At 63.8% G+C, this 25,437-nt stretch carries 23 protein-coding genes; 8 read left to right on the top strand and 15 right to left on the bottom strand.

The window, feature by feature from the left end; translation table 11 throughout:
- Window positions 1–6: 6 nt before the first annotated feature.
- The 4 genes from KSS93_RS26075 to KSS93_RS26060 are packed head-to-tail and all read right to left on the bottom strand — an operon-like array spanning window position 7 to window position 4,153.
- The gene (locus KSS93_RS26075) at window positions 7–426 is read right to left on the bottom strand and encodes a hypothetical protein (protein WP_217886598.1); all 420 of its coding nucleotides are present in this window, start codon (window positions 424–426) and stop codon (window positions 7–9) included.
- Window positions 423–1,763, bottom strand: a complete 1,341-nt coding sequence (locus tag KSS93_RS26070; RefSeq protein WP_217886597.1) for a phosphatase PAP2/dual specificity phosphatase family protein — start codon at window positions 1,761–1,763, stop codon at window positions 423–425. The genes KSS93_RS26075 and KSS93_RS26070 overlap by 4 nt, the downstream gene beginning before the upstream one ends.
- A complete protein-coding gene (locus KSS93_RS26065) occupies window positions 1,763–3,517 on the bottom strand; it encodes a bifunctional alpha/beta hydrolase/class I SAM-dependent methyltransferase (RefSeq protein ID WP_217886596.1) in 1,755 nt (584 codons plus the stop codon). Before KSS93_RS26065 ends, KSS93_RS26070 begins: the two co-directional genes overlap by 1 nt.
- A gap of 30 nt (window positions 3,518–3,547) precedes the next feature.
- Entirely contained in the window at window positions 3,548–4,153 is a 606-nt protein-coding gene (locus KSS93_RS26060; RefSeq protein WP_217886595.1) for a CDP-alcohol phosphatidyltransferase family protein, read from the bottom strand.
- Window positions 4,154–4,366: 213 nt separating this feature from the next.
- Between KSS93_RS26060 and KSS93_RS26055 the strand changes: the two genes are divergently transcribed.
- Together KSS93_RS26055 and KSS93_RS26050 are read left to right on the top strand one after the other, a co-directional pair.
- Window positions 4,367–4,549 carry a type II toxin-antitoxin system HicA family toxin gene (locus KSS93_RS26055; RefSeq protein ID WP_217886594.1) on the top strand — a complete coding sequence of 61 codons (183 nt, stop codon included), beginning with the start codon at window positions 4,367–4,369 and terminating at the stop codon, window positions 4,547–4,549.
- A 56-nt stretch (window positions 4,550–4,605) separates the two neighbouring features.
- Complete coding sequence (locus KSS93_RS26050) at window positions 4,606–5,013, top strand: type II toxin-antitoxin system HicB family antitoxin (RefSeq protein ID WP_217886593.1); 408 nt, start codon at window positions 4,606–4,608, stop codon at window positions 5,011–5,013.
- A 69-nt stretch (window positions 5,014–5,082) separates the two neighbouring features.
- Here KSS93_RS26050 and KSS93_RS26045 read toward each other — a convergent pair whose 3' ends face one another.
- Complete coding sequence (locus tag KSS93_RS26045) at window positions 5,083–5,973, bottom strand: LysR family transcriptional regulator (protein WP_217886592.1); 891 nt, start codon at window positions 5,971–5,973, stop codon at window positions 5,083–5,085.
- A gap of 77 nt (window positions 5,974–6,050) precedes the next feature.
- On the opposite strand from KSS93_RS26045, the gene KSS93_RS26040 reads away from it, so the two are divergent.
- Entirely contained in the window at window positions 6,051–6,815 is a 765-nt protein-coding gene (locus KSS93_RS26040) for a sulfite exporter TauE/SafE family protein (protein WP_217886591.1), read from the top strand.
- On the opposite strand, the gene KSS93_RS26035 is transcribed toward KSS93_RS26040, so the two are convergent.
- Window positions 6,805–7,113, bottom strand: a complete 309-nt coding sequence (locus tag KSS93_RS26035) for a putative quinol monooxygenase (protein ID WP_217886590.1) — start codon at window positions 7,111–7,113, stop codon at window positions 6,805–6,807. The genes KSS93_RS26040 and KSS93_RS26035 overlap by 11 nt on opposite strands.
- A 162-nt stretch (window positions 7,114–7,275) precedes the next feature.
- Here KSS93_RS26035 and mdaB point away from each other — a divergent pair, with 162 nt between their 5' ends.
- The 3 genes from mdaB to ggt all read left to right on the top strand — a co-directional run bounded on the left by mdaB (window position 7,276) and on the right by ggt (window position 10,669).
- Window positions 7,276–7,866: an NADPH:quinone oxidoreductase MdaB gene (gene mdaB, locus KSS93_RS26030; RefSeq protein WP_217886589.1), complete on the top strand. Its 591-nt coding sequence runs from the start codon at window positions 7,276–7,278 to the stop codon at window positions 7,864–7,866.
- Between the two features lie 120 nt (window positions 7,867–7,986).
- On the top strand, window positions 7,987–8,883 hold the full coding sequence (locus KSS93_RS26025) for a LysR family transcriptional regulator (RefSeq protein ID WP_217886588.1): 897 nt from the start codon (window positions 7,987–7,989) through the stop codon (window positions 8,881–8,883).
- Between the two features lie 118 nt (window positions 8,884–9,001).
- Window positions 9,002–10,669 carry a gamma-glutamyltransferase gene (gene ggt, locus KSS93_RS26020; RefSeq protein ID WP_217886587.1) on the top strand — a complete coding sequence of 556 codons (1,668 nt, stop codon included), beginning with the start codon at window positions 9,002–9,004 and terminating at the stop codon, window positions 10,667–10,669.
- A 129-nt stretch (window positions 10,670–10,798) separates the two neighbouring features.
- Here the strand turns inward: ggt and KSS93_RS26015 are convergent, their stop codons facing one another.
- Together KSS93_RS26015 and ypfJ are read right to left on the bottom strand one after the other, a co-directional pair.
- Complete coding sequence (locus KSS93_RS26015) at window positions 10,799–12,718, bottom strand: methyl-accepting chemotaxis protein (protein ID WP_217886586.1); 1,920 nt, start codon at window positions 12,716–12,718, stop codon at window positions 10,799–10,801.
- 263 nt (window positions 12,719–12,981) lie between these two features.
- Entirely contained in the window at window positions 12,982–13,869 is an 888-nt protein-coding gene (gene ypfJ / locus KSS93_RS26010) for a KPN_02809 family neutral zinc metallopeptidase (RefSeq protein WP_217886585.1), read from the bottom strand.
- Between the two features lie 200 nt (window positions 13,870–14,069).
- Between ypfJ and pcaH the strand changes: the two genes are divergently transcribed.
- Window positions 14,070–14,789, top strand: a complete 720-nt coding sequence (gene pcaH / locus KSS93_RS26005; protein ID WP_217886584.1) for a protocatechuate 3,4-dioxygenase subunit beta — start codon at window positions 14,070–14,072, stop codon at window positions 14,787–14,789.
- An 11-nt stretch (window positions 14,790–14,800) separates the two neighbouring features.
- The gene (gene pcaG / locus KSS93_RS26000; RefSeq protein ID WP_217886583.1) at window positions 14,801–15,406 is read left to right on the top strand and encodes a protocatechuate 3,4-dioxygenase subunit alpha; all 606 of its coding nucleotides are present in this window, start codon (window positions 14,801–14,803) and stop codon (window positions 15,404–15,406) included.
- 95 nt (window positions 15,407–15,501) lie between these two features.
- Here pcaG and KSS93_RS25995 read toward each other — a convergent pair whose 3' ends face one another.
- The 7 genes from KSS93_RS25995 to KSS93_RS25965 all read right to left on the bottom strand — a co-directional run bounded on the left by KSS93_RS25995 (window position 15,502) and on the right by KSS93_RS25965 (window position 25,392).
- Entirely contained in the window at window positions 15,502–16,278 is a 777-nt protein-coding gene (locus KSS93_RS25995; protein WP_217886582.1) for an SEL1-like repeat protein, read from the bottom strand.
- Window positions 16,279–16,566: 288 nt separating this feature from the next.
- Window positions 16,567–17,664 (bottom strand): IS630 family transposase, encoded by a 1,098-nt coding sequence (locus tag KSS93_RS25990; RefSeq protein WP_217885335.1) that lies wholly within the window; start codon window positions 17,662–17,664, stop codon window positions 16,567–16,569.
- A gap of 72 nt (window positions 17,665–17,736) precedes the next feature.
- Window positions 17,737–18,705, bottom strand: a complete 969-nt coding sequence (locus tag KSS93_RS25985) for a tetratricopeptide repeat protein (RefSeq protein ID WP_217886581.1) — start codon at window positions 18,703–18,705, stop codon at window positions 17,737–17,739.
- A complete protein-coding gene (locus KSS93_RS25980; protein ID WP_217886580.1) occupies window positions 18,695–21,865 on the bottom strand; it encodes a hypothetical protein in 3,171 nt (1,056 codons plus the stop codon). Before KSS93_RS25980 ends, KSS93_RS25985 begins: the two co-directional genes overlap by 11 nt.
- A 43-nt stretch (window positions 21,866–21,908) precedes the next feature.
- Window positions 21,909–22,754, bottom strand: a complete 846-nt coding sequence (locus KSS93_RS25975) for a DUF4123 domain-containing protein (RefSeq protein ID WP_217886579.1) — start codon at window positions 22,752–22,754, stop codon at window positions 21,909–21,911.
- The gene (locus KSS93_RS25970; RefSeq protein WP_217886578.1) at window positions 22,736–24,793 is read right to left on the bottom strand and encodes a type VI secretion system Vgr family protein; all 2,058 of its coding nucleotides are present in this window, start codon (window positions 24,791–24,793) and stop codon (window positions 22,736–22,738) included. Before KSS93_RS25970 ends, KSS93_RS25975 begins: the two co-directional genes overlap by 19 nt.
- Before the next feature lie 80 nt (window positions 24,794–24,873).
- Complete coding sequence (locus tag KSS93_RS25965) at window positions 24,874–25,392, bottom strand: Hcp family type VI secretion system effector (RefSeq protein ID WP_217886577.1); 519 nt, start codon at window positions 25,390–25,392, stop codon at window positions 24,874–24,876.
- Between the last annotated feature and the right edge of the window lie 45 nt (window positions 25,393–25,437).

The following is a 25,437-nucleotide window of genomic DNA, read 5'->3' as shown; positions in this document are numbered from 1 at the left end:
TCGGTCTTATCCGGTGAAGGGGAGGGGGAGTATCAGCAGTACTTGCGCCGCCAGGCACAGGGCCTGGCGGCGCAGCAGGGCCAGGGCGCCCTGGCTGCGGGCAGGCCAGTCGCGGCTGTCGCTGGCCTTGGGTTTCAGGCGCAGTGTGTGCAGGGCGTGGTCCAGCGCCTGGGTGTCGGCAGCCAGGTCGGCGCTGCTGGCCAGGCGGGCGAACAGTTCGGCATCCAGGGCCACGCGCACGGCCCAGTACTTGTGGGCCAGGCCCAGCAGCAACAGCAGCCCGCACAGCAGGCGAGGCAGCAGCGCCAGCGGCAGCCCCAGCAAAGGCGCCAGGCTGCAAGCCAAGGCCAGCAAGGTAATACCGTCCGACAGGCGTTCGAGCTGGCGGCCGCGGGCCAACAGGCTGGCGGTGACGAACAGGTTCATGGGCGAGCCTCCAGCCCTTGCAGCGCCTGGTGATGGGCCAGGTGCAGGACCACGCCGGGGCGGGCCCTGCGGATCAGCGCCTGGGCCTCGGTGCTGGTCTGGCAGCGCCCGCTGGCCAGCAGCCAGGCGGCGACGGCGCACGCGCTGCGTGAGTAGCCCAGGGCGCAGCAGACCAAGACCGGGCCTTGTTGGCGCAGGTGTTCGATAGTTTGCGCGGCCCGATGCAGGGTGAGCTGATCAGGGGCAGCCAGGTCCAGCGATGGCAAGCACTGGTAGGCCATAGCGGGGTGATCATCGTGGGAGCGGGCTTGCCCCGCGATGGCGGCGGTACAGGCCAGCTCAGCACTCAAATCCACAACCGCAACAAACCCCGCAGCCTGGCCTTTGCCCGGCACCCGCCCCAGATACACCCCCTCGCACACTTCATCGGCTTGCGGTCGCCGCCAGGTCCACAACCGCGAATTCACCCAAGCCCCCAGCAGGTAAGGCGCCAGCAACCCGCGCGCCGCAACCGACAATTGCCCATCGGCGCCTTTCTGAAACCCGCCCGCTCCGAACAGCGCATAGTTCAGCGCCACCAGCAGCAGCGAAAGCGCCGGCCACAGCAGCCACAGCGCGGTGTGCCCGGCCGCGAAGCCGGCCAGCGCAAGCACCAGCGCCCCCAACCCGTAACGCAATGCCAGCCGCCAGCGCTGCGGGTCACGCGCCCACTGCGCCTGCTGCCAGGGCAAAGGCCCCGCGTGTGGCCACAGCCACAGGCACAGCAGCCCGGCCAGCGCCCCGGTCGGCAGGTCGATGAAATGGTGCTGCCAGGTAGTCAGCACCGACACCCCGATCAGGCCCATCCAGCCATGCATCAGCCAGCGCCAAAGCGGCTGGCGCACATGCCGGGCGAACATCGTCCAGATGATCACCAGCAGCGCAATATGCAGCGACGGCGCCTGGTTGTAGGGCTTGTCGAAGCCCATCAGCACATCGAACAGCCAGCCGAACACCCCGTGCAGCTCCGGGCGCTCGAAGGTGAAGCGCAGCGGCCAGAGCAAGAAGCAGCAGACGCTGAGCAACTGTGCACTCAGCAGCGCCAGGGCGTGGCGGTCCATTTCCCGGCGGCTGCGCGGCAGCAGGAACGACAAGCCATACAACAGGTCGATGGACCAGTACGGGATGATCGTCCACGGCCACAGCGGCATGTGCCGCTCCCAGGCGAACACCAGGCTGCCGATATCGTCGCGCCCGGCGGTGTAGCTGTTGCTCAGGCCGTAGCTGAGGAAGAAAAACGGCCCAAGCAGCAACAGCCAAAGGATGCCCCGGCGGACCAGCCCGGCTTCGCGGGCCATCAACGCACCCGCTGGGCCAGGCTGACGCTGAAGATGCCCCACTCATCAATGCGTTGGGCGACCTTGCGAAAGCCCGCCGCTGCCACCAACTGGTCCATCTCGGCCTGGCTGCGCCGGCGCATCACCCAGGCCTCGCCACCGCGGTGGCTGGTCAGGGCGCGGGCGATCATCTCCAGTTGCGGGTGCCATGGCTGGCCGGTGTAAACCAGGTAGCCGCCATCCTCTACAGCCTCGGCCAGGCCCGCCAGGGAATTGCCCACCAGCTCGTTGCTGGGGAACAGTTCGTACAGCCCGGACACCACGGCGAGGGTCGGGCGCGGGTCGAGGCTGGCCAGGCTTTGCCGGTCGAATGCATCGCCCTGGACGAAGCGGGCGACCTCGCCCAGGCCTTTTTCATCGATCAGCGCGCTGCCTTGCTGCACGTTCAGCTCGCTGTAATCGCGCAGCAGGATCGAGTCCGGCAACTGCTCCATGCCCTGCAGCGCCTCGAGGATGTAGCGGCCGTGGCCGGCGGCGATATCCAGGATGCGCACCGGGCGCTGCTGCTGGCGCAGGCGGGCGATGGCTTCGCGCAGCAGTTCCTCGACGTTCAGCTTGCGCTGGCGAATGCCGCGCCAGCCGATGGCGTTCAGGTAGTTCTGGTCGATCAGCTCGCCGAGGCGGCCCTTGCCGGTAGGCTGGTTGCGGTACACGTAGTCCAGGGTGGAGCCGGAATCGAAGCCGGTTTCGAAGCCAAGCTTGACCCCCTCGGACAACCCCTTGCCCAGCTGCAGGCTGGCGCGGGTGGCGCGCCAGTACAGCTCGCGCGGCGAGTTGCGCGGCAACGGCGCGGCCAGGCTCTCGGCCTCGGCGCAGCTGGCGCCGACCTTGTCGGCGTCGAGCAGCGAGGGGGCGGCTACCGGGGCATCGAAGCAGTGCCCGACGAAGCGCTCGATGCGCCGCAAGGCATGGGCGCGGTCGCGCTCGCCGAGGGTGTCGTGGAAGAACCCGGGCAGCACATGCATCTCTTTGCGGGCGCTGCCCAGTCGTTCGAAAAAGCGCTCCTGCGGGCCGCGCTCGACCACAAAGTCGGCGCCAGACACCAACAGTTGCGTCGGCACCTGAATCGCCTGGGCGTCGGCCACCACGCGGTCGGCCGCCTCGTACAGGCCCAGCAGCATGGTCACCGAGATCGGCCGGCTGATCAGCGGGTCGGCCAGGTACGACATCACCCGCTCGGGGTCGTGGGTCAGCAGCCGCGGCTTGACGTAGCTGTTGACGAAGAAGTTGCCGCGCAGGGCCTTGAGCAGCTTCAGCCCGGGGCGGGCAAAGGGCACGTACAGCTTGACCTTGAACGCCGGCGAAGCCAGCACCAGGCAGCGCACCTTGGGCGCGTAGTCATGGGCCCAGGTGGCGATCAGCACCGCGCCGACGCTCTGCGCCAGCACCACCATGTCGGCCTCGGCGATGCCATGCTGGTTTTGCAGGTGCTCGATGAAGGTCTGCACGTCGCGCACGCTGGTGGCAAAGCCCGGGCTGTCGCCGCGCGCGCCCGGGGACTGGCCGTGGCCGCGGGCGTCCCAGGCGAAGAAGTCGTAGCCCGGCATGTCCAGCTCGTCGGCCAGGTGAGCCATGCGCCCACCGTGTTCGTGGCCGCGGTGGAACATCACCACCGCCCGGCGCGGCTGGTGCTCGTTGCGGGTGGCAGGCCAGTAACGGTAGTGCAACTCGACGCCGTCATGGGTCAAAAAATGCAGCGATTGCGCTTGGCGCATGGCGAATAATCCTTGTTCGGCAAGGGAGGCTCAGCGGGTTTCGGCAAGGCCCTGGCGAACCCGGTTGTACAGGGTATAGAGCGAGAGCAGCAGGATGACCAGCAGCAGCCCGTTGATCCACCCGGCGCTCAGCAGGCCGAAGGCCACCCCGGTGCCCAGCACGCCGAAGGCGAAGGCGCGGTCGCTCTTGCCCATCGGCCCGTCGTAGCGCCGCGAAGCGCCAGCCAGCGGGCCCATGACGCCTGCGTACTCGCTGACCACGGCGAACAGCACCACCAGCACCACCAGCGCAGGCGATACCCCGGCCAGCAGGGCGAAGGGCAGGTACAGGGCGGCGTCGGCGACCACGTCGCACAGCTCGTTCAGGTAGGCGCCCAGCTTCGATTGCTGGCCGAATTCCCGGGCGAGCATGCCGTCCACGGCGTTCAGCGCCATGCGCAGCAGCATCCACAGCGGGAGCAGGATGAACAGCCAGGTGATGTGGGGTAGCCAGGCCAGCAGCAGGCCCAGGGCGATGGAAACGACGGCGGCGGCGACAGTGACCTGGTTGGCGGTGACGCCACGGTCGTACAGGCGTTGCACGGACGGGCGCAGCAGCGCCTGGAAGCGGGGTTTGAGCTGGTAGATCGATGGCACGTGGAACTCCCTGTCTGGTGCGGCGTGGGGCGGATTGTGGGGAATCCGCCTGGCTTCGGGCAAGTGTCATCACTCCCACATGTGAACCGGACGATGCTTGCGCGGGTTGTGGAATCGGCCGCTTGTCGCCCTTAGTGTGCATGGTGTGTATTTGGCTTTGTCTTTATCAAGCCCGATGTGTAGCCTACACATCATCTGCCAAAGGAATGGTGCATGCGCAGCAGGGAAGTGATACAGCTCATCGAAGCCGATGGCTGGTATGAGGTGGATGTCAAAGGGAGCCATCACCAATTCAGGCATCCCTTCAAGAAAGGTCGGGTCACGGTACCTCACCCCAAATGCGACCTGCCTCGGGGTACGGTGCACAGCATCCTGAAACAAGCAGGCCTGAAATGAGGCCGCTCGTGTTACCCGGGGCGCCATACGCTCCAGAACATCAATGGAGACAGACTATGAAATTTCCAGTTGTACTGCACAAGGATGCGGGCTCTGACTACGGCGTGACCGTCCCCGACGTGCCTGGCTGCTTCTCTGCCGGGGCCACTGTGTCCCAGGCGCTGGAGAACGTGCAGCAAGCCCTGGCCCTGCACTTCGAGGGTTTGGTGGCCGACGGTGAGCCGCTGCCCCAGGCCGAGGAAGTGGACGTGCATGTGCTCAACCCTGACTACGCCGGTGGTGTGTGGGCAGTGGTGGATTTCGATGTGACGCCCTACCTGGGCAAGGCGGTGCGGTTCAATGCCACGTTGCCGGAGAACCTGTTGCAGCGCATCGACGAGAAGGTCAAACGTGACCATCGCTACGCCTCGCGCTCGGGCTTTCTGGCATCGGCTGCGTTGCGCGAGCTGGCCGTGGCGCATTGAGCGACGCCGGCAGGTCATTGTCCAGGCTGCCGGGTTGCCATGAGGCGTGGGAGCGGGCTTTGGTTGTTTTTACCGGGGGCTGGCAACCAGGGTTTCCACCAACCCCGCTGCATACCCCGGCAGCGCTGAAAAATCCCGGGCGCACACCAGCAACTGGCGGTTCGCCCACTCTTCCTGCAGTGCCACCCAGCGCAACGCCAGCAACCCTTCCCAGCGCCGCACAGACGCCAGCGGGACCACCGACACCCCGGCACCCCCTGCCACCATGCGGATCACCCCGTCGAAGCCCTCGGCCCTGACCCGCACCTGCATCCGCCGCCCCAGCCGCAATGCCTGTTCTTCCAGGTGCAGCGCCAGCGCGCTGTTGGGTCCCAAGCCCACATGGCCATGGGCAAGGCTGTCTGCAAAGCCCGGCTCGACCACCTCGGCGAGTGGATGCCCGGGCGGCATCACCAGTACCAGCGGGTCGTCGCGAAACGGCCGGGTCTGCAGGTGCCCGAGCGGGGCGGCGGTGGACACCACGCCCAAGTCCGCCATGCCCTGGGTGATGGCCTGGACGATACGCAGGCTGGGTTGCTCCTGCACATCCACGCTCACCCCCGGGTACGCCGCCAAGTAGCGGGCCAGCAGCTCCGGCAGGTATTCGGTCAGTGCGGCGGTGTTGCACAGCAGGCGCACCTGCCCCTGCTGGCCCTGGGCGTACTGCGCCAGGTCGTATTGCAGGCGCTCGACCTGCCGGGTGATCAGTTGTGCATGCAGCAGCAGTGCCTGGCCAGCGGGCGTGGGCTGCACGCCGCGGCGGTTGCGTTCGAGCAGGGGGATGCCCAGCGATGCCTCCATGGCGCGAATGCGCGCGCTGGCTGCAGGCAGCGACAGGTGGCTGCGTCGGGCGCCGGCAGTGATATTGCCGCACGCCAGGGTGTGCTGGAACAGTACAAGGTCGTTCAGGTCGAAATGCATCAGCCTCTGTCCTGGCAAGAGTCTGGCTGAGTATATGGCAGATTTTCAGCCGCCTTGCGCTGGCTCAGCATGGCGCCATGAATACCTTCATTGCGTTTTACCAGAACATTGGCCCGGCACTGACAGTGCTGGTGATTCTCACCTTCGTGCTGGCCGGCGCGGTCAAGGGTGTGATCGGCCTCGGGCTGCCGACCATCGCCATGGGCCTGCTCGGCCTGGCTATGCCGCCGGCGCAGGCTGCGGCGCTGCTGATCGTGCCTTCGACCCTCACCAACCTGTGGCAACTGGCAGCCGGCGGGCATTTGCTTGCGTTGCTGCGCCGCCTTGGCCCGATGTTGCTGATGATTTTCGTCGGCACCTTGCTTGGCAGCGTCTGGCTGGGTATCGACAGCGGCCCGTGGGCGGCCCACGCCTTGGGTGGCGCGCTGCTGGTGTACGCCCTGTACGGGCTGGCAGGGCCGGGCCTGCGGGTGGCTCCCGGGCGGGAAAAGTGGCTGGGCCCGGTATGCGGGCTGGTGACGGGGGTGGTCACGGCGGCGACCGGCGTGTTCGTGATGCCGGCGGTGCCTTACCTGCAAGCGCTGGGGCTGAGCCGTGACGAACTGGTCCAGGCTTTGGGCCTGTCGTTCACCGTCTCGACCCTGGCCCTGGCCATCGGCCTGGCCGGGCAGGATGCCCTCGGCGGCCAGGCGCTGGGGGCATCACTGCTGGTGCTGGCCCCGGCGCTGCTGGGCATGTTCGCCGGGCAGTGGCTGCGTGGCCGCATCAGCGCCGTGCTGTTCAAGCGCTGCTTCTTCATCGGCCTGGCGCTGCTGGGGGCTCACCTGCTGGTTAACGGCTAGAGGCGCTGAGCATATCGACCTTCTGGATGTCGAAATCGCGCTCCAGGTAGTCCATGCGCTTTTCGAAGAACGCCTGCATGTGCGGCAGGGCCGAGTGCACATCCAGGGCAGCCTGGTCGGCCCACACCTCGAAGAACACGAACAGACTCGGGTCCTGCTGGTCGCGCAGCATGTGGTATTCGATGCAGCCCGGCTCCTGGCGGCTCGGCTCGACGTAGGGGCGGAATAGTTGCTCGAAGGCGTCGGCCATTTCCGGGCGGGTCTTGGCTTTGAGGATGAAGGCTTGTTGCTGGCTCATGGGCATGCGGCCTTTGCAGAGTGAGTGATGTGGCCAAGTCTAAAGCAACAATGCCAGGTTGATTCGTGAAACCTGGGCAAATGTATTTTGCCCCGGTGTGGCTGTTTCCTCTGCCCGCGAGTGCCTAATCTGCCGGCAATTCCACTCACGAGCCCGACCCCCATGAAAAAGATCCTCCTGCTCAACGGCGGCAAACAGTTCGCCCATTCCGACGGCCGCCTCAACCAGACCCTGCACGACGCGGCCCTGGCCCACCTCGACCGTGCCGGTTTCGATGTGCAGGAAACCTTCATCGACGGCGGTTACGACGTGCAGGCAGAAGTGGCCAAGTTCCTCTGGGCCGACGTGATCGTCTACCAGATGCCCGGCTGGTGGATGGGCGCGCCCTGGACCGTGAAGAAGTATATCGACAAGGTGTTCACCGCCGGCCACGGCAGCCTGTACGCCAGCGACGGCCGCACCCGCTCGGACGCCTCGCAGAAGTACGGCAGCGGCGGCCTGGTGCAGGGCAAGCAGTACATGCTGTCGCTGACCTGGAACGCCCCGCAGCAGGCCTTCGACGACCCCAGCGACTTCTTCGAGGGCAAAGGCGTGGATGCGGTGTACTTCCCGTTCCACAAGGCCAACCAGTTCCTTGGCATGCGCGGCCTGCCGACCTTCCTGGCGGTGGACGTGATGAAGCGCCCGGACGTGCCGGCGGCGCTGGCGGCGTATGAGCAGCACCTGGAGCAGGTGTTCGGCAAGGCGCAATGATGCAAGCCTGATCGTGGGGTAACCGTGGGAGCGGGCTTGCCCCGCGACGGTTGCGCAGGCTTGCGCGCTTGTCGTCCAGACGCTATCTATCAACGCGTTCCCCCACCAAGGCCACTGCGCGTGAAAACCCGATCCGAAGAACTCCAGGTATTCGTCGCCGTCATCGACTGCGGATCGATCTCGGCCGCAGCCGAACAGATCGGCCAGACCCCGTCAGCGGTCAGCCGCACCCTGTCGCGCCTGGAGGGCAAGCTCGGCACCACGCTGGTCAACCGCACCACCCGGCGCATGGACCTGACCGAAGAGGGGCGCTTCTTCCTCGAAAGGGCGCGGCTGATTCTCGAGCAGATGGACGACCTCGAAGAACACCTTTCGCTGCACCGCCAGACCCCGTCCGGGCGCCTGCGCATCAACGCCGCCGCGCCATTCATGCTGCATGCCATCCTGCCGTGGATCGGCGAGTTCCGTCTGCAGTACCCGGGCATCGAGCTTGAGCTGAACACCGACGACCTGATCATCGACCTGCTGGAGCAGAGCACCGATGTGGCCATCCGTATTGGCGAGCTGGCCGACTCCAGCCTGCACGCCCGATCGCTGGGTTGCAGCCCGGTGCAGGTGCTGGCCAGCCCCGATTACCTGGCCCGCCACGGCACGCCGCAAAGCGTCGAGGCATTGAGCGAGCATTGCCTGCTCGGCTTCAGCGCCCTCGATTCGCTCAACCAGTGGCCACTGCGCCATGCCCAGGGCGACCGCTGGGCGATCCGCCCGCAGCTCACCGCCTCCAGCGGCGAAACCCTGCGCCAGCTGGCCCTGGCCGGCGAAGGCATCGTCAGCCTGTCGCACTTCATGACCCATGAAGACATCCGCGCAGGCCGCTTGCAGGTGCTGCTGCCCGAGCACAACAACGGTTACCGCCAGCCGATCCACGCGGTCTACTACCGCAACACCCAGCTGGCTCTGCGCATCCAGTGCTTCCTCGACTTCATCCAGAAAAAGCTGGCCATGTACGCCTGCTGAGTTGCCTGAACGCGACAGCGTCTGCCCATCGGCGGCGCAATTTCCTGGTGTTGGTTGCTGCTTGCCCAGGCTTGCGCCTTAATGAGTGATCAACAAAAACAACACCAAGGAAGTGCCCATGCGTCTTGTCATGTTTCAGCCCCTGGCCCTGGGGGCCGCGATCCTGAGCTGTTCTTCGGCCTTTGCGGTCACCCTTGAAGGCGGCGCGGTGGCCGCGCCCGATCAATATGGCGCACAGGTGGCCGCCGATATTCTCAAAAAAGGCGGCAACGCGGTGGACGCCGCCGTCGCCACTGCCTTCACCCTGGCCGTCACCTACCCCGAGGCCGGCAACATCGGTGGCGGTGGCTTCATGACCCTGTACGTCGACGGCAAGCCGTACTTCATCGACTACCGCGAAGTGGCGCCCAAGGCCGCCACCCGCAACATGTACCTGGACGACAAGGGCGAGGTCATCGAGAACCTGAGCCTGGTCGGAGCCCGCGCCGCCGGTGTGCCGGGCACCGTGATGGGGCTGTGGGAGGCGCACCAGAAGTTCGGCAAGCTCAAGTGGAGCGAGCTGCTCACCCCGGCCATCGGCTATGCGAAAAACGGCTTCAAGATCGCCCAGAAGCAGTACCAGTACCGCGACGACGCCCAGGGCCTGTTCAAGACCGCCACCAACTTCAATGACTACTTTGGCAACATGAAGGTCGGCGAGCTGTTCAAGCAGCCGGAGCTGGCGCAAACCCTGGAGCGCATTGCCGACAAGGGCGTGAGCGAGTTCTACCAGGGCAAGACCGCCGACCTGCTGGTGGCACAGATGCAGGCCGACAAGGGCCTGATCACCAAAGAAGACCTTGCCGGTTACAAGGCCGTGTGGCGCGACCCGATCGCCATCAACTGGCGCGGCAACGTGGTCTACACCGCGCCGCCGCCAAGCTCTGGCGGCGTGGCCCTGGCCCAGCTGCTGGGCATCAAGGAGGACCGCGCGGCGGACTTCAAGGGCGTCGAGCACAACTCGGCCAAGTACATCCACCTGCTCGCCGAAATCGAAAAACGTGTGTTCGCCGACCGCGCCGACTACCTCGGCGACCCCGGTTTCACAAAGGTGCCGGTCGACCAGCTGATGGCCAAGGACTATCTGGCCAAGCGCGCCGCACAGGTCAACCCCGATGCCATCTCCGACACCGACAAGGTCAAGCCGGGCCTGGAGCCGCACCAGACCACGCACTTCTCCATCGTCGACAAGCAAGGCAACGCGGTGAGCAACACCTACACCCTCAACCTCGACTACGGCAGCGGCGTGGTGGTGAAGGGCGCGGGCTTCTTGCTCAACGACGAAATGGACGACTTCAGCGCCAAGCCCGGTGCGGCCAACGTGTTCGGCGTGGTGGGCGGTGATGCCAACGCCATCGAGCCGGGCAAGCGCATGCTCTCGTCGATGAGCCCGAGCCTGATCACCCGTGACGGCCAGGTGGTGCTGGTGGTGGGTACGCCGGGCGGCTCGCGCATCTTTACCTCGATCTTCCAGGTGATGAACAACCTGTACGACTTCGGCATGCCGCTGGAAAAGGCCGTGGCGGCGCAGCGCGTGCATCACCAGTTGCTGCCCAAGGACACCATCTACTTTGACAGCTATGCACCGCTCACCGGCAAGGTGGCGGACGAGCTGAAGAAGATGGGCTACGTGCTGGAAGATCAGGGCTGGGAGATGGGCGATATCCAGGCGATCCGGGTCACCGGGCAGAAGCTTGAGACCGCGTCAGACCCGCGGGGCCGCGGGGTGGGGTTGATCGTCAAGTAAGACGCTGCAGCCTTGGGAGGGCGTTGCCCTCCTTTCGCGGCACAAGGCCGCTCCTACAGGGGACCGCACATTCCTGTAGGAGCGGCCTTGTGCCGCGATGGGCCGCAAGGCGGCCCCAGGCTGTTGAAGTCAGACGCGGAACTGGCTGACCAGCATCTGCAGGTGCCCGCCCAGGCGCGCCAGCTCGACGCTGGAAGCGGCGGTCTCGTCGCTGGCCGAGGCGGTTTGCTCCGACACATCACGCACATTGAGGATGCTGCGGCTGATCTCTTCGGCCACGGCGCTCTGCTGCTCGGCCGCGGCGGCGATCTGCTGGTTCATCGACTGGATGTTCGACACCGTGCGGGTGATGTTCTCCAGCGACCCACCGGCCTTGCGCGCCAGCTCCACACTGCTGTCGGTCAGGCTGCGGCTGCCGCTCATCACGTCGGCCACCTGCTGGGTGCCCTGTTGCAGGCTGGCGATCAGGCCCTCGATTTCTTCGGTGGACTGCTGGGTACGCTGGGCCAGGCCACGCACCTCGTCGGCGACCACGGCAAAACCACGCCCGGCTTCACCGGCGCGGGCGGCCTCGATGGCGGCGTTCAGCGCCAGCAGGTTGGTCTGCTCGGCCACCGACTTGATCACGTCCATCACGCTGCCGATCTTCTGGCTTTCCTGCTGCAGCAGGTTCATGGCTTCGGTGGAGCGGTTGACCTCGGTGGCCAGGCGTTCGATCTGGCTGATCGCCTCGCCCACCACCTTGTCACCGTTGCGCGCTTCGCCGTCGGCGTTGGTGGCGGCCATGGCGGCCTGCTCGGCGTTGCGCGCCACTTCCTGCACGGTGGCGGCCATTTCATGCATGGCGGTGGCCACCTGGTCGGTCTCGACCTTCTGGCTGTTGGCGCCGGCGCTGGTCTGCTCGGTCACTGCCGACAGCTCTTCGGCGGCGCTGGCGATCTGGGTGACGCCATCGCGGATACCGGTGATCAGCTCGCGCAGGGTGGTGCCCATGCGGCCGATGCCCTGTTGCAGCACGCCCAGCTCGTCGCGGCGGGTGACGCGCAGGTTCTGGGTGAGGTCGCCGCCGGCGATCTTCTCCACGGCGTCCAGGGTTTCGCGCAGCGGGCGGGTGATCTGGCGGGTGATCAGCACGGCAGCCAGCACGCCCACCAGCAGCGCCAGCAGGGTGGCGAAGATCTGCATGTTGCGGGCCTGGGCGCTTTCGATGTCGCGGCGCTCCAGCTGGATGGCGTACAGCGCATCGCTGGTCTTGACGATGTCGGCGCCCTGCACGGTCATTTCGGCGCGGGCGGTGGCGATGGCGGCCACCGCATCACGGAACTGGCGCACCGCGTCGCGGTAGGCCTGCACCGACTGCTCGAACTGCTGCACGCGGGCCGCCTCGTTGGGCAGTTCGCGCTTGAGGGTGTCCACTTCTGCCAGCGCGCCGTCGAGCTGACGCAGCGCGGCCTGCTCGTTGGTGGCGGTGTTGTCGGCAATGTAGCCGCGCACGTCGATACGCACCTGCAGCAGTTGCTGGCGCGCCTTGCTGATCAGCTGGTACTGCGCCAGGCGCACGCTGTCGGCTTCGCTGCGGGCCATCACGTCCTGGCTCAGGGTGTCCATGGCCTCGTCGGCCTTGACCGCCGAAACGTTCATCGCCTCGCGGGCAGCGGTGGAGGTCTTGTAGCCGGCGCGCATCTTGTTCAGCGACACCTTGTACTCGCTGACGGTCTGCCCCAGCTCGCGCAGCAGCTTGACGTTCTCGGGGCTCTTGAAGGTGTTGACCAGGTATTCCTGCTGCTTGCTGAAGGCATCCAGCTTGGTCTGGGTGTTGGCCGCCGAGGCATCGTCGCCGTTGGCGATCATGTACTGCAGGCGGGCTACGCGCAGCTCGGTCAGGTATTTGTTGAGCTGACCGATATCGCCCATCCAGTTACTGCGGTCGATAAGGCTGCCCAGGCTGTTCCAGCCGGTCAGGGCCAACAGGCCGGTCAGTACCAGCACCAGGCCGAAGCCCAGGCCGAGTTTGAGGTTTACGCTGATATTGGCGAACCAGCTGTTCATGCACGCTCTCCCGAATTTGATTTCGCTCACTTGATCTCAAATCGCGGGCGTTGTTGTTGTGCAGGGCCCTGCTGATTCGTGCAGGTGTTATCGGCAAGCGCTGCGGAAGCTGAAACGCCGTTCAGCAGATTTATAACCTGTTGAAAAAATGTGGTTTTAGGGCTGCTTTTCCCGCCGTTGCTGGGCGCAGCGGCTAATACCTGCGCTGGCATGCCGGCGGGTGCGGCGTTGTGTCGCGATGGGCCGCACGGCGGCCCCGCAACTCAAAGGCTTCGCGCGGCGAATGTATCGCATTGGTTCAGGTTGCCACTGGCAAAACCGGCCTTGAACCAGCGCACCCGCTGCTGCGAGGTGCCATGGGTGAACGAGTCGGGCACCACGCGGCCCTGGCCCTGTTGCTGCAGGCGGTCATCGCCAATGGCATTGGCGGCGTTCAGCGCTTCCTCGACATCCCCCGGCTCCAGCCAGTTCAGGCGTTTTTGCGCCTGGTAGGCCCAGACTCCGGCCAGGCAGTCGGCCTGCAGTTCCTGGCGTACCAGCAGGCCATTGTCGCCCTCCATGCGCTGGCCGCTGCGCCGCGCGGCGTCAACCTTGGCCGATACGCCCAGCAATGTTTGAACATGGTGGCCGATCTCGTGGGCGATCACATAGGCTTGGGCAAAGTCGCCAGCGGCCTTGAAGCGGGTTTCCATCTCGCGGAAGAACGCCATGTCCAGGTACACCCGCTGGTCGGCCGGGCAGTAGAACGGCCCCACGGCAGACGACGCAAAGCCGCAGGCCGAATTCACCTGGCCGCTGAACAGCACAAGCTTGGGGTCGCGGTATTGCTTGCCGGCCTGGGCGAACAGGGCCTTCCAGGTGTCTTCGGTGTCGCCCAGGATCGAGGCGACGAACTCGGCCTGCTCATCATTGGCCGGTGGCGCCTTGCCGCCGGCACCGGCCGGCACGCTCTGCTGCTGCTCCATCTGCCCGGCCAGCTGGCCGAGGATCTGCAGCGGGTCCTGCCCGGTGAGCCAGCCGATGCCGACGATCAGCAGGATGGCACCGAGCCCCAGGCCCTTGCCGCCGCCGAAACGCATGCCGCCGCCACCGCCACCTTCGCCGCGGGCATCGACCACGTTGTCGCTGCGTCGGCCTTTTCGCCATTCCATGAAGTGCTCTCCGGTTTTGCAACATGAAGTCAAAAGATTAGATCAGCGCTGGCGGCGGTGTTGCGCTATGGCTATCTGCATAACCAAATGGTTATGCCTGTGACCGCGGAATTCAATATTCATCCCGTCACACCTGCCGGAAACTGCAAGTCCGCCTGCCACGCCCAGGCGCTTCGATAATTCCAAGAGAGGAAACCGGCATGCCCGCCCAGGACACCAGCCGCTTCGTGATCCGTGATCGCAACTGGCACCCCAAGGCCTTCACGCCTGACTACAAGACATCCATCGCCCGCTCCCCGCGCCAGGCGCTGGTAAGCATCCCGCAGTCGATCAGCGAAACCACCGGCCCTGACTTTTCGCACCTGCGCTTCGGCGAGCACGACCACGATTTGCTGCTGAACTTCAGCAACGGCGGCCTGCCCATCGGCGAGCGCATCATCGTCGCCGGCCGGGTGCTCGACCAATACGGCAAGCCTGTGCCCAACACCCTGGTGGAAATGTGGCAGGCCAACGCCGGCGGGCGCTACCGGCACAAGAACGACCGTTACCTGGCGCCGCTGGACCCGAACTTCGGCGGCGTCGGCCGCTGCCTCACCGATCGTGACGGCTACTACAGCTTCCGCACCATCAAGCCCGGCCCCTACCCGTGGCGCAACGGCCCCAACGACTGGCGCCCGGCGCATATCCACTTTTCGGTCAGCGGCCCGTCGATCGCCACCAAGCTGATCACCCAGCTGTATTTCGAGGGTGACCCGCTGATCCCGATGTGCCCGATCGTCAAGTCGATCGCCAACCCCGAGGCGGTGCAGCAACTGATCGCCAAGCTGGACATGAGCGCCGCCAATCCGATGGACTGCCTGGCGTATCGCTTTGACATCGTGCTGCGCGGCCAGCGCCAGACCCACTTCGAAAACCGCTGAGGACACCCGACATGCCTATCGAACTGCTGCCGGAAACCCCCTCGCAGACCGCCGGCCCTTACGTGCACATTGGCCTGGCCCTGGAAGCGGCCGGCAACCCCACTCGCCACCAGGAAATCTGGAACCGCCTGGCCAAGCCCGATGCCAGCGGCGAGCACATTCTGCTGCTCGGCCAGGTATACGACGGCAATGGCCACCTGGTGCGCGATTCGTTCCTGGAAGTCTGGCAGGCCGATGCCAACGGCCAGTATCAGGACGACTACAACCAGGAGAACGCTTTCAACAGCTTCGGCCGTACCGCCACCACTTTCGATGCCGGCGAGTGGACGCTGCACACGGTCAAGCCGGGGGTGGTCAACAACGCCGCTGGCGTGCCCATGGCGCCGCACATCAACATCAGCCTGTTCGCCCGGGGTATCAACATTCACCTGCACACCCGGCTGTACTTCGACGACGAAGCCGAGGCCAACGCAAAGTGCCCGGTGCTCAACCTGATCGAGCAGCCGCAGCGGCGTGAAACGCTGATTGCCAAGCGTTGCGAGGTGAACGGGCAAACCGCCTATCGCTTCGATATCCGCATTCAGGGCGAAGGCGAGACGGTGTTCTTCGACTTCTGACCTGATGCCCCCATCGCTGGCAAGCTGCGCGATCCCGTGTAGGAGCCGGCTTGCCGGCGATAGGGCCGGTGCAGGCAACCCAAGCCTGCACCCAGTTACAACCTTTCTTCAGCCACCCGCAACGGCGGGTGCGTGCGCCGCCACTCATCCGCCAACTGCCGCGCCTGTTCCAGTTGCAGGGCAGTCATCTCATACCCCAGCGACTCCAGGCTGTATTCGGCATTGCGGCGCAGCTCGGAGCCACTGCCGAGCGCCAGCAGCTGCACATTCAGCGCAAAGGCTTTGACCAAGTCCTTCTGCACCCGGTACGGCCCGCCGGTTTCCAGCATGTAGGCATAACCGGCCACGGCCGCGACATGGCCTTGCTCGGCCGCCTTCACATACCAGCCACGCCCTTGGTCGAACTCACCACGCGCTGCCAGCAGCGCTGCGTAGTCCACCTGCGCCTGGGGCAGGTTGGCCATGGCGGCAAGCCTCAGCCATTTCTCGATGGCCTGCTGGCGCTGGCCCGGCCAGAACAGCGAACGGCCGGCCTGGTACTGCCGGGCCAGTTGCCAGCGCGCCATGGTATTGCCCGCCTCGGCGGATTGCTTGAGCCAGCCCAGCTTGTCATCCAGCCGCCAGAGCAGGCGCATGGCTTCGCTGTCGCCCTGTTCGGCCTTGGTGTGCAGACGGGTTTTCCATTGGACCTGGGTCAGCCCTTGCGCGCTGTTATTGGCCTGGCGGGCCAGCTGGAACATGGCCTGCACGTCACCTTGGTTGGCCGCCTGGGTGTAGCTGGCAAGGGTGGCGGCACCCGTTGATGGCGAGTGCCCGAGTGCCAGGCAGAGCAGCAGGGGGAGGAGGCTTTTTCGGTTGAGCGGTCGGGTCATGTGCTTTTGAATGTGCAGTGGGGCGGTGGGCCGGTTAAAGGTGACGTTTCAAGTTGCATGCCATAAAGCGCCGCCCCCTTGCCGCTCAAGGGCTCGCGGACAATGCAGGGCAGCGTGGGCCGACAAAACGCGGAAAATGGTTGTAAAAGTGCGCAACTTCTTGCGCAGTACTGTGTAAAAAGTTGCGCACTGGGGCTCTATGCCGCGTGGTCATTGGCCTCGGGTATTGGCTGGGGGCGTTTTTGTCAGGGGGAGTGCGCAAGTTCTTGCGCAGTGGGGTGTCTGTTCCTAGTGTCCCGTCTCAGATAAAACGTTCTTTTTCATCGCGCCTGCCATCGCGTCTCGGGCACTCTGGATCTTGCGCAAGATGTCTTCACCTTTCGCGTTCCAGACGTACCGGCAGGGCTGAGCGTTGTGCAGCGCCAAGAACGCGGTGATGGAGCTAGCCAGTTCGCGTGTCGAACTAAAGCTGCCATCGCGCAGGTAGACGGTGATGTCCCGGAAAAAGCGTTCAACCATGTTCATCCAGGAGCTTGAGGTCGGGGTGAAGTGCAGATGAAATCGTGGATGACGTTTGAGCCATTCCTTGACGACCGGATGCTTGTGCGTGGCGTAGTTATCCACGATCAAGTGCAATTGCAGGTTCTTGGGTGTTTCCCGGTTGATCTTTTTCAGGAAAGCCAGCCACTCCTGATGCCGGTGCTGTGTTTCGATGCTGCTGATCAGCCGACCCTGGAGGTAATCCATGGCCGCGAACAGCGTTAGCGTGCCGTGACGAACGTAGTCATGGGTCTGTGTGCGGATGTGGCCAATGCCCAATGGCAAGCCTGGTTGCGTGCGTTGCAAGGCTTGAACCTGGCTCTTTTCATCGCAGCAGAGCACCAGCGCTTTATCCGGTGGCGCCAGATACAGTCCAATGACGTCCCAGAATCTCTCTTCGAAATGCGGGTCATTGGACAGTTTGAAGGTGCGAGTCAGGTGCGGTTTGATGTCGTTCGCGGCCCAAATTCGTTGGACGCTGGCAGGCGAAATACCGGCGACTCGCGCCATGCTGCGGCAGCTCCAACGAGGTTGGCCAATGCGTGGTTGAGTGACCTGCTCAAGCGTTCGTTTCAAAGCTTCGGCAGGTAAGGAAGTTTTGCGTCCTCGCCCAGGCAAATCCACTAAGCCTTGTAGGCGCTGGGCTTGAAAACGCTTGCACCAGCGGGTGATCGAAACAACGGAGAGGCCGGTCAATTCAGCGATTTCGTTACGTGAATGACCTTGAGCAGCCAGCAAGATTACACGCGCTCGGCGACCGTCGCGCTGGCTGATGGTCGCCGAGCGAACCCGCCGGCTCAACTCAACCTGCTCATCGTCACTGAGCACAATGGCTTGAGAGTTCACGGCTCCACTCCTCGTTGTGGCTGACCAACGAAGCGTAGCTCAAGTGGGTTAAGTTATTTCCGAGACAGGACACTAGAGTCCCAGTTTCATTCTATAGAGAGACAGAGGAGGATGGCTCTTTATCCAATCGTCCGCGAAGGATTTTGCAGTTTCCAAGTCTTGTGGGGATAGATGTTTTGCCAGCGACTTTAGGCGGGCTTCTGTTTCTACGTGAAGTTGATCCTCTGTCTCCAGGCTAGAAACGATCAAATGAAATGAATAAGCTTTTATCGGGCTTTTTGGGAAGTCGTAGAATCCGCCAAGCTCAAACATGTAGGCGTAGCTAGAGAGAGCGGTTATGTAGCTCTGATTCACGGCTGCTAGGTACCACTTTGCACCTGCTTCATTGTCGCCGCGTTCTGCAAGTAGCCCTGCATACGCGATCTGAGCTTTAGGCGAGCCGTTCTCTGCAGCAAGTTTTAGAAGCCGCTCTTCTGCTTTTTTTCGGTTGCTTGGAATTATGAAGAAACCTCGGCCGTCCCTATAGCGACTGGCAAGTAGCCATTGAGCATTTGAGTCACCAGCCTCGGCGGACTTTTCCAGCCACGTCAAATCATCAGTGATGAAATACAGGATGGACATGGCTTCGCCATCGCCGAGCTTGGCTTTTCCTTCAGCGGTGGTTATCAGCTGTTTCTTCCAGTCGCTAGGCGCTCTCTCAGAGTCAATGCAGTTCTGCATGATTTCACAGACTTCATCGTCTTGGTATGCCAGTCGATACATTGCATAGAGATCGCCTTGGTTGGCGGATTTTTCGTACCATGCATAGGCCTCTTTGCTCATCGTGAACAGCGGTTGGCTAAGCGCTTCGGCTAAATAGAATTGAGATTCTGGATCGCCCAGCTCTGCTGCGGCTCGGAGTTGCGGGATAGCTGGTACCCGCTGATTGTAGAGTATTTTTGCTTTTGCGATGACGGTGGCATCCTGTTCGCCTGACCATGCAGCGGATGATAATAGTGTGGTCAGTGCCGCGACCAGGAATGGCGCGATTTTAGTCAACATATTTAGAAAATCCTGCTGGGTTTTCTGGGTGATTATTAAAATAAGTTATCTGGCATTTGTTGTTCATTGCCACTCCCAGTGCGGAGGAGTTTTCGATGTACGCACTTCGGGCAGCAATACCGTCGACGCGTGAAAAACGCAAAATGGGTTCCTTCATGAACATATCAAGCTTCATTCGGTTTTCGCAGTATGCTTGGCCATGCTCTTTGGGTTTGTCACCGAATTTATTCATGCGGATGCAGGACTCTGTGAATTGATTCTGGGTGTGCTCGTTTACCTCACGGGCAATGCATGAAATGATACGGGAAATCGCTCGCTGCTGAAGGAGGTATGCCTCCGATGGGTCGTAAGTTTTACTTTTTTCTGCTGGGGAGTTTGCGGGGACTTCGAGTTTTTTTGGAGCTGAAGATAAGGTGTACAGCAATGGCCCCAATGCGGACGCGGGCGCCATGACAATCCACTTGTTCAGCTCTTCTGCCTTCGGGTATGTGACAATCATATGCGCCAACAACCCACCTCGTCCTTGCCTGCTCAGCGCTTCATACAACGACATGACGTTGTCATAGGCCATCAGGTAAGCCATGGTCGGATCAAACCCCAAGACCCCGATTCTGTTGAGCACCGACATATACGTCCCCGCCGGCCCGTCTACCCATTCCAGCGGTTGGTTGTTGTTCCTGTGCAATTCGCGGCGGAACAGGTGAAGGATGTCGGCAATGCCCTGGTAGCCAACCTCGAACTTGAACGAGCCCGATGCACCCGGGCCGCTGATCCAGGCCGCCTTCATGTTCAGGATAAGCCGCCCTTCGTACAAGGACAGGTCGAACCCGGCTGAGGCACCTGCGCCGAACGCTGCCGCAGCATCGACTGTCAGGCGCGCCAGGCTCAGCCATTGGCTGGCGTTCTTGCCGGGTTGCATGGGGATCAGGTTTGGCGGCGGTGCCCAGTTGAGGGCGCCTGTCAATTGAATGCCCGCTTGCGTGCCTGCGAATACACTGAATTTGCCGCTGACACCCTTGTCGATCTTGACTTGGGCGGCGCTGCCGTTGAGCACTTGGCCGCTCTTTTGCGAACTGGCACTGCTGTAGGTGCCCTCATTGCGGGTGGCCTCTTCGATGGGGGTGAGGCCGTAGCCATAGCGGGTATTGGCCGGGCTCACTTCAAGCTGGGTGGACAACAGCATCGACGCGCCAGCGAAGCCCCAGGCCTTGGCGGCAAAATGCATCGAGAAACGGCCGAGCTCGATATGGCACTGCTCGCCGCGGTAGTTCTGGTAGGTCAACTTGACTGGTTGGGCGTCGGTGCGCGAGGGCAGGTCGACCTTGAACAGGTCGACCTCACCTCGGGCCAGGTCGATGTCGAGGGTGACGTTGGCCGACGAAGTCGCGCCTTTGGTGGCGCTCAAAGCGGGGCCGGCCACCTTGGTGCTGCCATGGATTCGTTCCTGGGACGGCACCAGGCAACGCACCAACTGGGCTTGGGGGCGGGGATCGAACAGGCGCAGTTCACGGCGGACAACGTCCTTGAACACCATCTGGCGCAACCGCTCGCCCCATTCTGCCCTGTCGCCTTTCGACGACAGCGTCTTCACCTGGTAATGCTTGCTTTCCAGGTAGTTGTGGAACTTGTCGACATCAAACCAGCCTTCGGCATCGAACCAGTCATCGTCCTGGTCACGGATGCGCACGGCGCCTTCGCGCTTGAGCCATTCGTGGAAGACCGGCGTTGCGGTATCGACCCCGGCCTTGCCGTCACTGCTGGCGGGCTTGCCCTTGAGCGCCTTGCCCGACTTGTTCAGCGAACTCTGCACGGAGGTTTTCAAATACTGGCCGACATCATCCAGGTTGAGCAGGCTGAAATAGCTCAGTGGTTTATTCGGCGTTTTCAGCCGGCTCACTTCACGCAGCGGGAAATCGGCCTTGACCAGGCGTTCGACCGGCTTGGGTTTGAAGTCTTGCGGATTCCACAGCAGATGGCGGCGGGGGAAGCCATTATCGACGTTGGCTTGTGCGACCGCCTGCAGCGCCTTGCGCTGGGCTTCCAGTTTCTCCCAGGCGTCGCGCTCGTCATCGACCAGGTTTGCGGGGGCGGAGATGCTCTCACCGGTGGCTTCGATCCAGCGCTTGTACTTGTTGCGCATCGTTTCGATCAGCTTGAACTGAGCCGATTCGAGCTTCAGGTACTCCTTGAATTTCTTGATGCCGTTGGTGATGTCCGGGCCCTTGCCAGGCAGCAACGCGTATTCGGGCAGTGCCAGGCCGTAGTCGGCAGCCTTCAGGATGGCAGTGCGATAGTCGGCGTAGTTTTGCTTGTCGCTGTGGGCGGCTTTCCAGTTGATGTAGCTCTGCATCTTCGCGCTGCAATCCGCTTCTGTGCAGTCAGTGGCGGCCTCGAAGCGTTGCTTGTCCTCGGCGAGGTACTGCGCGACGGCCTCGCTGTCCATGTCGAAGTCGCCCTTGGCCAGGGCTATCTTGCGCAGTTCGAGATAACGCTGCACCCATGAACGCGCCGTGATTGCCTCGGGTTGAAAAAGGCTGCCGGCTTCGTAGGTGTACCCCTGCTGCCGGGCTTGCGCGATGGCCTTGTTGCACAATTGCTGCCACTCGTGGTGGAGCTTGAGCATTTCTCGAAATTCTTCCTGATCCAGGCGCATCTGCTCCTGGTCACGCATGACTTGCATGCGGTCTTGCGACGCCGTTTCAGGCTTGGGCCCGGCAGCTTGCTTCCTGGCCGCAGTCTTGATGCGCATGGCGCGGCTAGGGTCTTCGATGTGCGGTTCTTCACGTTCGATTTCCAGCAGGCGGGCCTGGTCCTCGCCTTCGAGGAAGTTGCTCAGGTGCGGCTCCAGGAAGTAGTCGAGCAACCCGCACTGGTCGAGCCCTTTCTTGCGCTCGTCAGCGGCCTTTGCAGGCGAGATTTGCCTGGCCAAGGTATCGATTGCCTCGTCTATCTGCGTGGCGGCCCTTTTCGGCAGCAGCCAGAACTCCTGTTGCTCGGTTGAGTAGAGGATGTCGTCGAACTGCGTCGAGCAGCCCATGGGCGGTTCGTCGAAGCGCTCGGAGGGCTCGTTGGCAGGAGGACGAGGGGGCAGTTCCAGGACTTTTGGCGCGGCCGCCGGCTCGGCGGGGCAGCTGGTTTGTTGCGCGGTATCGTTTGCCATGTCGCTTCCATTCATCTGTTGCCGACCCAGGTCATTGGCCGTTTTATCCAGCAAGGCCGGCCAACTGCTCGGACTTGGCGGAGGGCTTTGCGTCACTGCGCAGAATTGCCATGGCCTGCGCGTCATCAAGCAGCAAGGGCCCGTTGACTTGCCCGTGCAGTTGCTTGAGGTAACGCCCCTCACTCATGCCGTGCTCGATCAGTGTTTCGAGGTTGGCCACTGCAGTGGCTACCTCGCTGCCTTTTGGCGAACCGAATATCGCGTGTTCGCCATCCAGCCAGTAGAGCAACCGCAAGCTGCGGGCCGTGGCCCGAAAGCCTGGCGGCAAGTTGTAGGGCCACTGGGGGCGATCCCCCTGCTGTTGTATCGGGGCCGGCCACAGGTACCACGGCTGCCCAGCCACCTCCAGATGCGCCGGCACCGGCGTCAGCACCTGGCTCAGCGGGCCGAACAACCGCGGAGCTTGGGCATCGGACGTCAACGCCAGGGCCGCCCACAGGTGCGGCTTGCCGAGGCTCAGCAGGCTCTGCCCGCCAGAGCCGTCGTTCACCTTCAGCAGCGTGCGCACATGCGCCACGGCCTGTTCCGAGTTCGCGGCGGCGAGGACCATACCACAACGCCTGGCCAGGCAAAGCTCTGCAGCCTTCTCGGCCAGCACGCTGCCTGGCGCTGCGCTGAAGCTGCACGGGCCTTGCCAGGCCAGGGCTTCGAACTCGCTATCCTTGAACAGCAAGGTCGGCTCGAAGGGCTCGCCGAGCTGGTACAGGCTGGCCAGGGCGTCCGGTTCGATACCAAGGTCAATGACGAAGACCAGTTGCTCGACGGGTTCGAGGGCGCCCAGCGTGCAGGTCGGGGTGGCGAGCAACGCCCTCAGGATCGATTCAGGCATGTACAGTCCTCTCGGCTACAGCCCCCGCCACTCTGCTTGCCGCACAGTCGCGTGATACCGGATGGGTTGAGGGCGGCGGGCGCCGGGATAACTCCGGCCAACGCCGATATGGCCTGGCGTATCGGCCCCGGCAGCAGGGCCGCCACTGCGGTACCCACGCCCGGTGCGCCGCCCTGGTTCAGCTTGATGGCGGCGCCGCTCATGGCCACGCCGCCGCCGTCGATCTTTACCCAGCTGCCACCGGCCTTGAGCGTCAGCGCGGCGCCGGCCTCCATCACGATCTTCTGCCCGCTGCCCAGGTGAATCTCGGTGCCGGCCTCGATGAACTGGCTGGTGGCGATTTTCAGGTGCTGGCTGACGGCGATGCTCAGGTGGTCGTCGGCGCGGCATTCGGCCTTGCGGTCGAGCTCGACGGTGGTGTGTTCCTCGGCCTTGAATTCGGTGTGGCTGTCGGCCTCGACGGTGTCGTGGCGCTGGCGGCCCACGCGGATCTTCTGGTCATGCAGGATGCGCTGCTCCCAGTCGCGCTGGGCGTTGATGAAAATCTGCTCCTGGCCTTTTTTGTCCTCGATGCGCAGCTCGTTGAAGCCCTTGCCGCCGGGGCTGCTGAGGGTCTTGAACACGCTGCGGGTCTTGTTTGCCGGCAGCGGGTAGGGCACCGCGTTCTCGCGGTGGTACAGGCAGCCGGTGACCAGCGGCTGGTCGGGGTCGCCCTCCAGAAAGCCCACCAGCACTTCCATGCCGATGCGCGGAATGGCCACGCCGCCGTAGCGCGCGCCGGCCCAGGCCGAGGACACCCGCAGCCAGCAGCTGGTCTGGTCGTCGCCGGCGCCTTCGCGGTCCCAGAAGAACTGCACCTTGACCCGGCCGTGGCTGTCGCAGTGGATCTCTTCGCCGGCAGGGCCGGTGACCAGCGCGCGCTGGCTGCCGCGGATGCGCTGCTTGTCGTGGCGCAGGGCAGGGCGGAAGGGCTGGTCCCAGGGGGTGGCGGTGAAGCTGTTGCGGTAGCCCTGGTGGAAGTCGTCCTTGTGCGCGGTGGTGGCGCTGGGCAGGGCTTCTTCCAGCACCTGGGGCTGCTTGCCCTCGTGGCGGATGCTGGTCAGCAGCCACAGGTCGTTCCACTCGTCGCGGCCGTGGCCGGCCAGGGGCAGAAAGTGCCCGCTCACCAGCCGCGCCACGTCGCCGCGGCCTTCGGCCAGGCGATAGTCGGCGCGGTGGCGCTGTACCGCGCGGGTGGCGAGCAGCTTGCCGCGCTCGCGGTCGGTGAAGCGCCCGGGGTAGTCGTAGTCTTCAAGGTCCGGGGCGCGCTCGGTGCTGTGGTCGCTTTCCAGCAGCAGGCGCGGGTTCTTGAAGTCGTAGTCGCGGCGGGTGGCGCGGGTGGTGCGGGTTTCCACGCGCACGGCCAGTTGCTTGATTACCGGGTCGTCGGCCACCTGGCCGCTGTCTTGCTGGTAGGTCACGGCGGCCAGCTTGGGGAACACGGTCTGGTCGTCGCCGAACACCAGGCGGTGGTCGCGGCTGCTGTGCTGGAAGTGGTAGCTCAGGCCCTCTTCCTCGCACAGGCGCTGGATGAAGTGCAGGTCGGACTCGTCGTACTGCACGCAGTAGTTGCGCGGCGGGTACTGGTAACCCAGGTGGAAGTGGTGGGCGTCGGCGAGGATGCCGTGGTCCTTGAGCACCTGGGTGATGATTTCGGGGACCGTGAGGTCCTGGAAGATGCGCTGGTTCACCCGGTGGGCCAGGCGCGCCAGGCGCGGGCGCAGGGTGATTTCGTAGCGGGTGAAGCGCTTGCCCGAATCGCCCTGGGCGATGCGGTCGATGATGCCGTGGATACCCTGGCCTTCGGGGGTAAAGCTGAAGAAGGCGGGCTTGTGCAGCAGCTCGGTAAGGTCGAGCGCGGGGTATTCGCTGATCAGCTGCAGGTCGAAGGCGTAGGGCTGGTTGAGCGCCTCGAAGCCGGTGAAGGCCAGTACCCGCAGGCCGCTGTTGGCGCCCTGGATGGCGAGGGTGAACGATGGCTGGTTGGCCGGGCTGAACATCCAGTGTTCTCCTGGTCAAGGTAACGGTGGAGCGGAAAACGCCGACGGCCCCGAAGGGCCGTCGGCGGGGTCACGGGCGCTTAGGCCGAGACCGGGGTACGCCAGTCATCGGAGCCGGAAGTGCCGGAGACTTCGTGGGTCCAGGTGATTTTGCGGTAGGTGAAGTAGACGTCTTCAAGGTGGGTGAAGTGCGCCATGTTCGGGTCCTGGCAGTTAGCCATGTTGGACTGCACGTCGACGATGATCGCGTCTTCGAGTTTGATGGTGTAGTAGTGCTCCTGGGTACCGGAAGCCGAGGTGCGGAACCACTTCAGGGTGCACTCGGTCAGGCGCTCGCCGCTGGTCAGGGCGGTGAAGATCAGTGGCGAGGACTTGTCGAACACCTTGGTGATCTTCAGCGGCTTGTGTACGCGCTGGCCGGTGGGTTGGCCGGACTGCGGGTCACGCGGGATGATCACCTGGTGGTCGAAGGCCTGAACGAGGATCTCGTCCTCGTGGCCTTCCTGGAAGATGTTGCCGACCGAATCTTCGGTGAAGGTGCCGGCGGTGATCAGGCCTTGTTTGGTGCCCTGCAGGGTCAGGTACGCGGGTGTTGGCATTGCAGCTCTCCTTGCGGAAATAAGGTATCGATTTGCCGGAAATCG

Origin of the sequence: Pseudomonas xanthosomatis (assembly GCF_019139835.1) — a bacterium.
In the GTDB taxonomy this organism is placed as follows: Bacteria; Pseudomonadota; Gammaproteobacteria; order Pseudomonadales; family Pseudomonadaceae; genus Aquipseudomonas; species Aquipseudomonas fakonensis.
The sequence above is the reverse complement of the archived record's forward strand: the minus strand, read 5'-3'. Positions and strand labels throughout refer to the sequence as shown.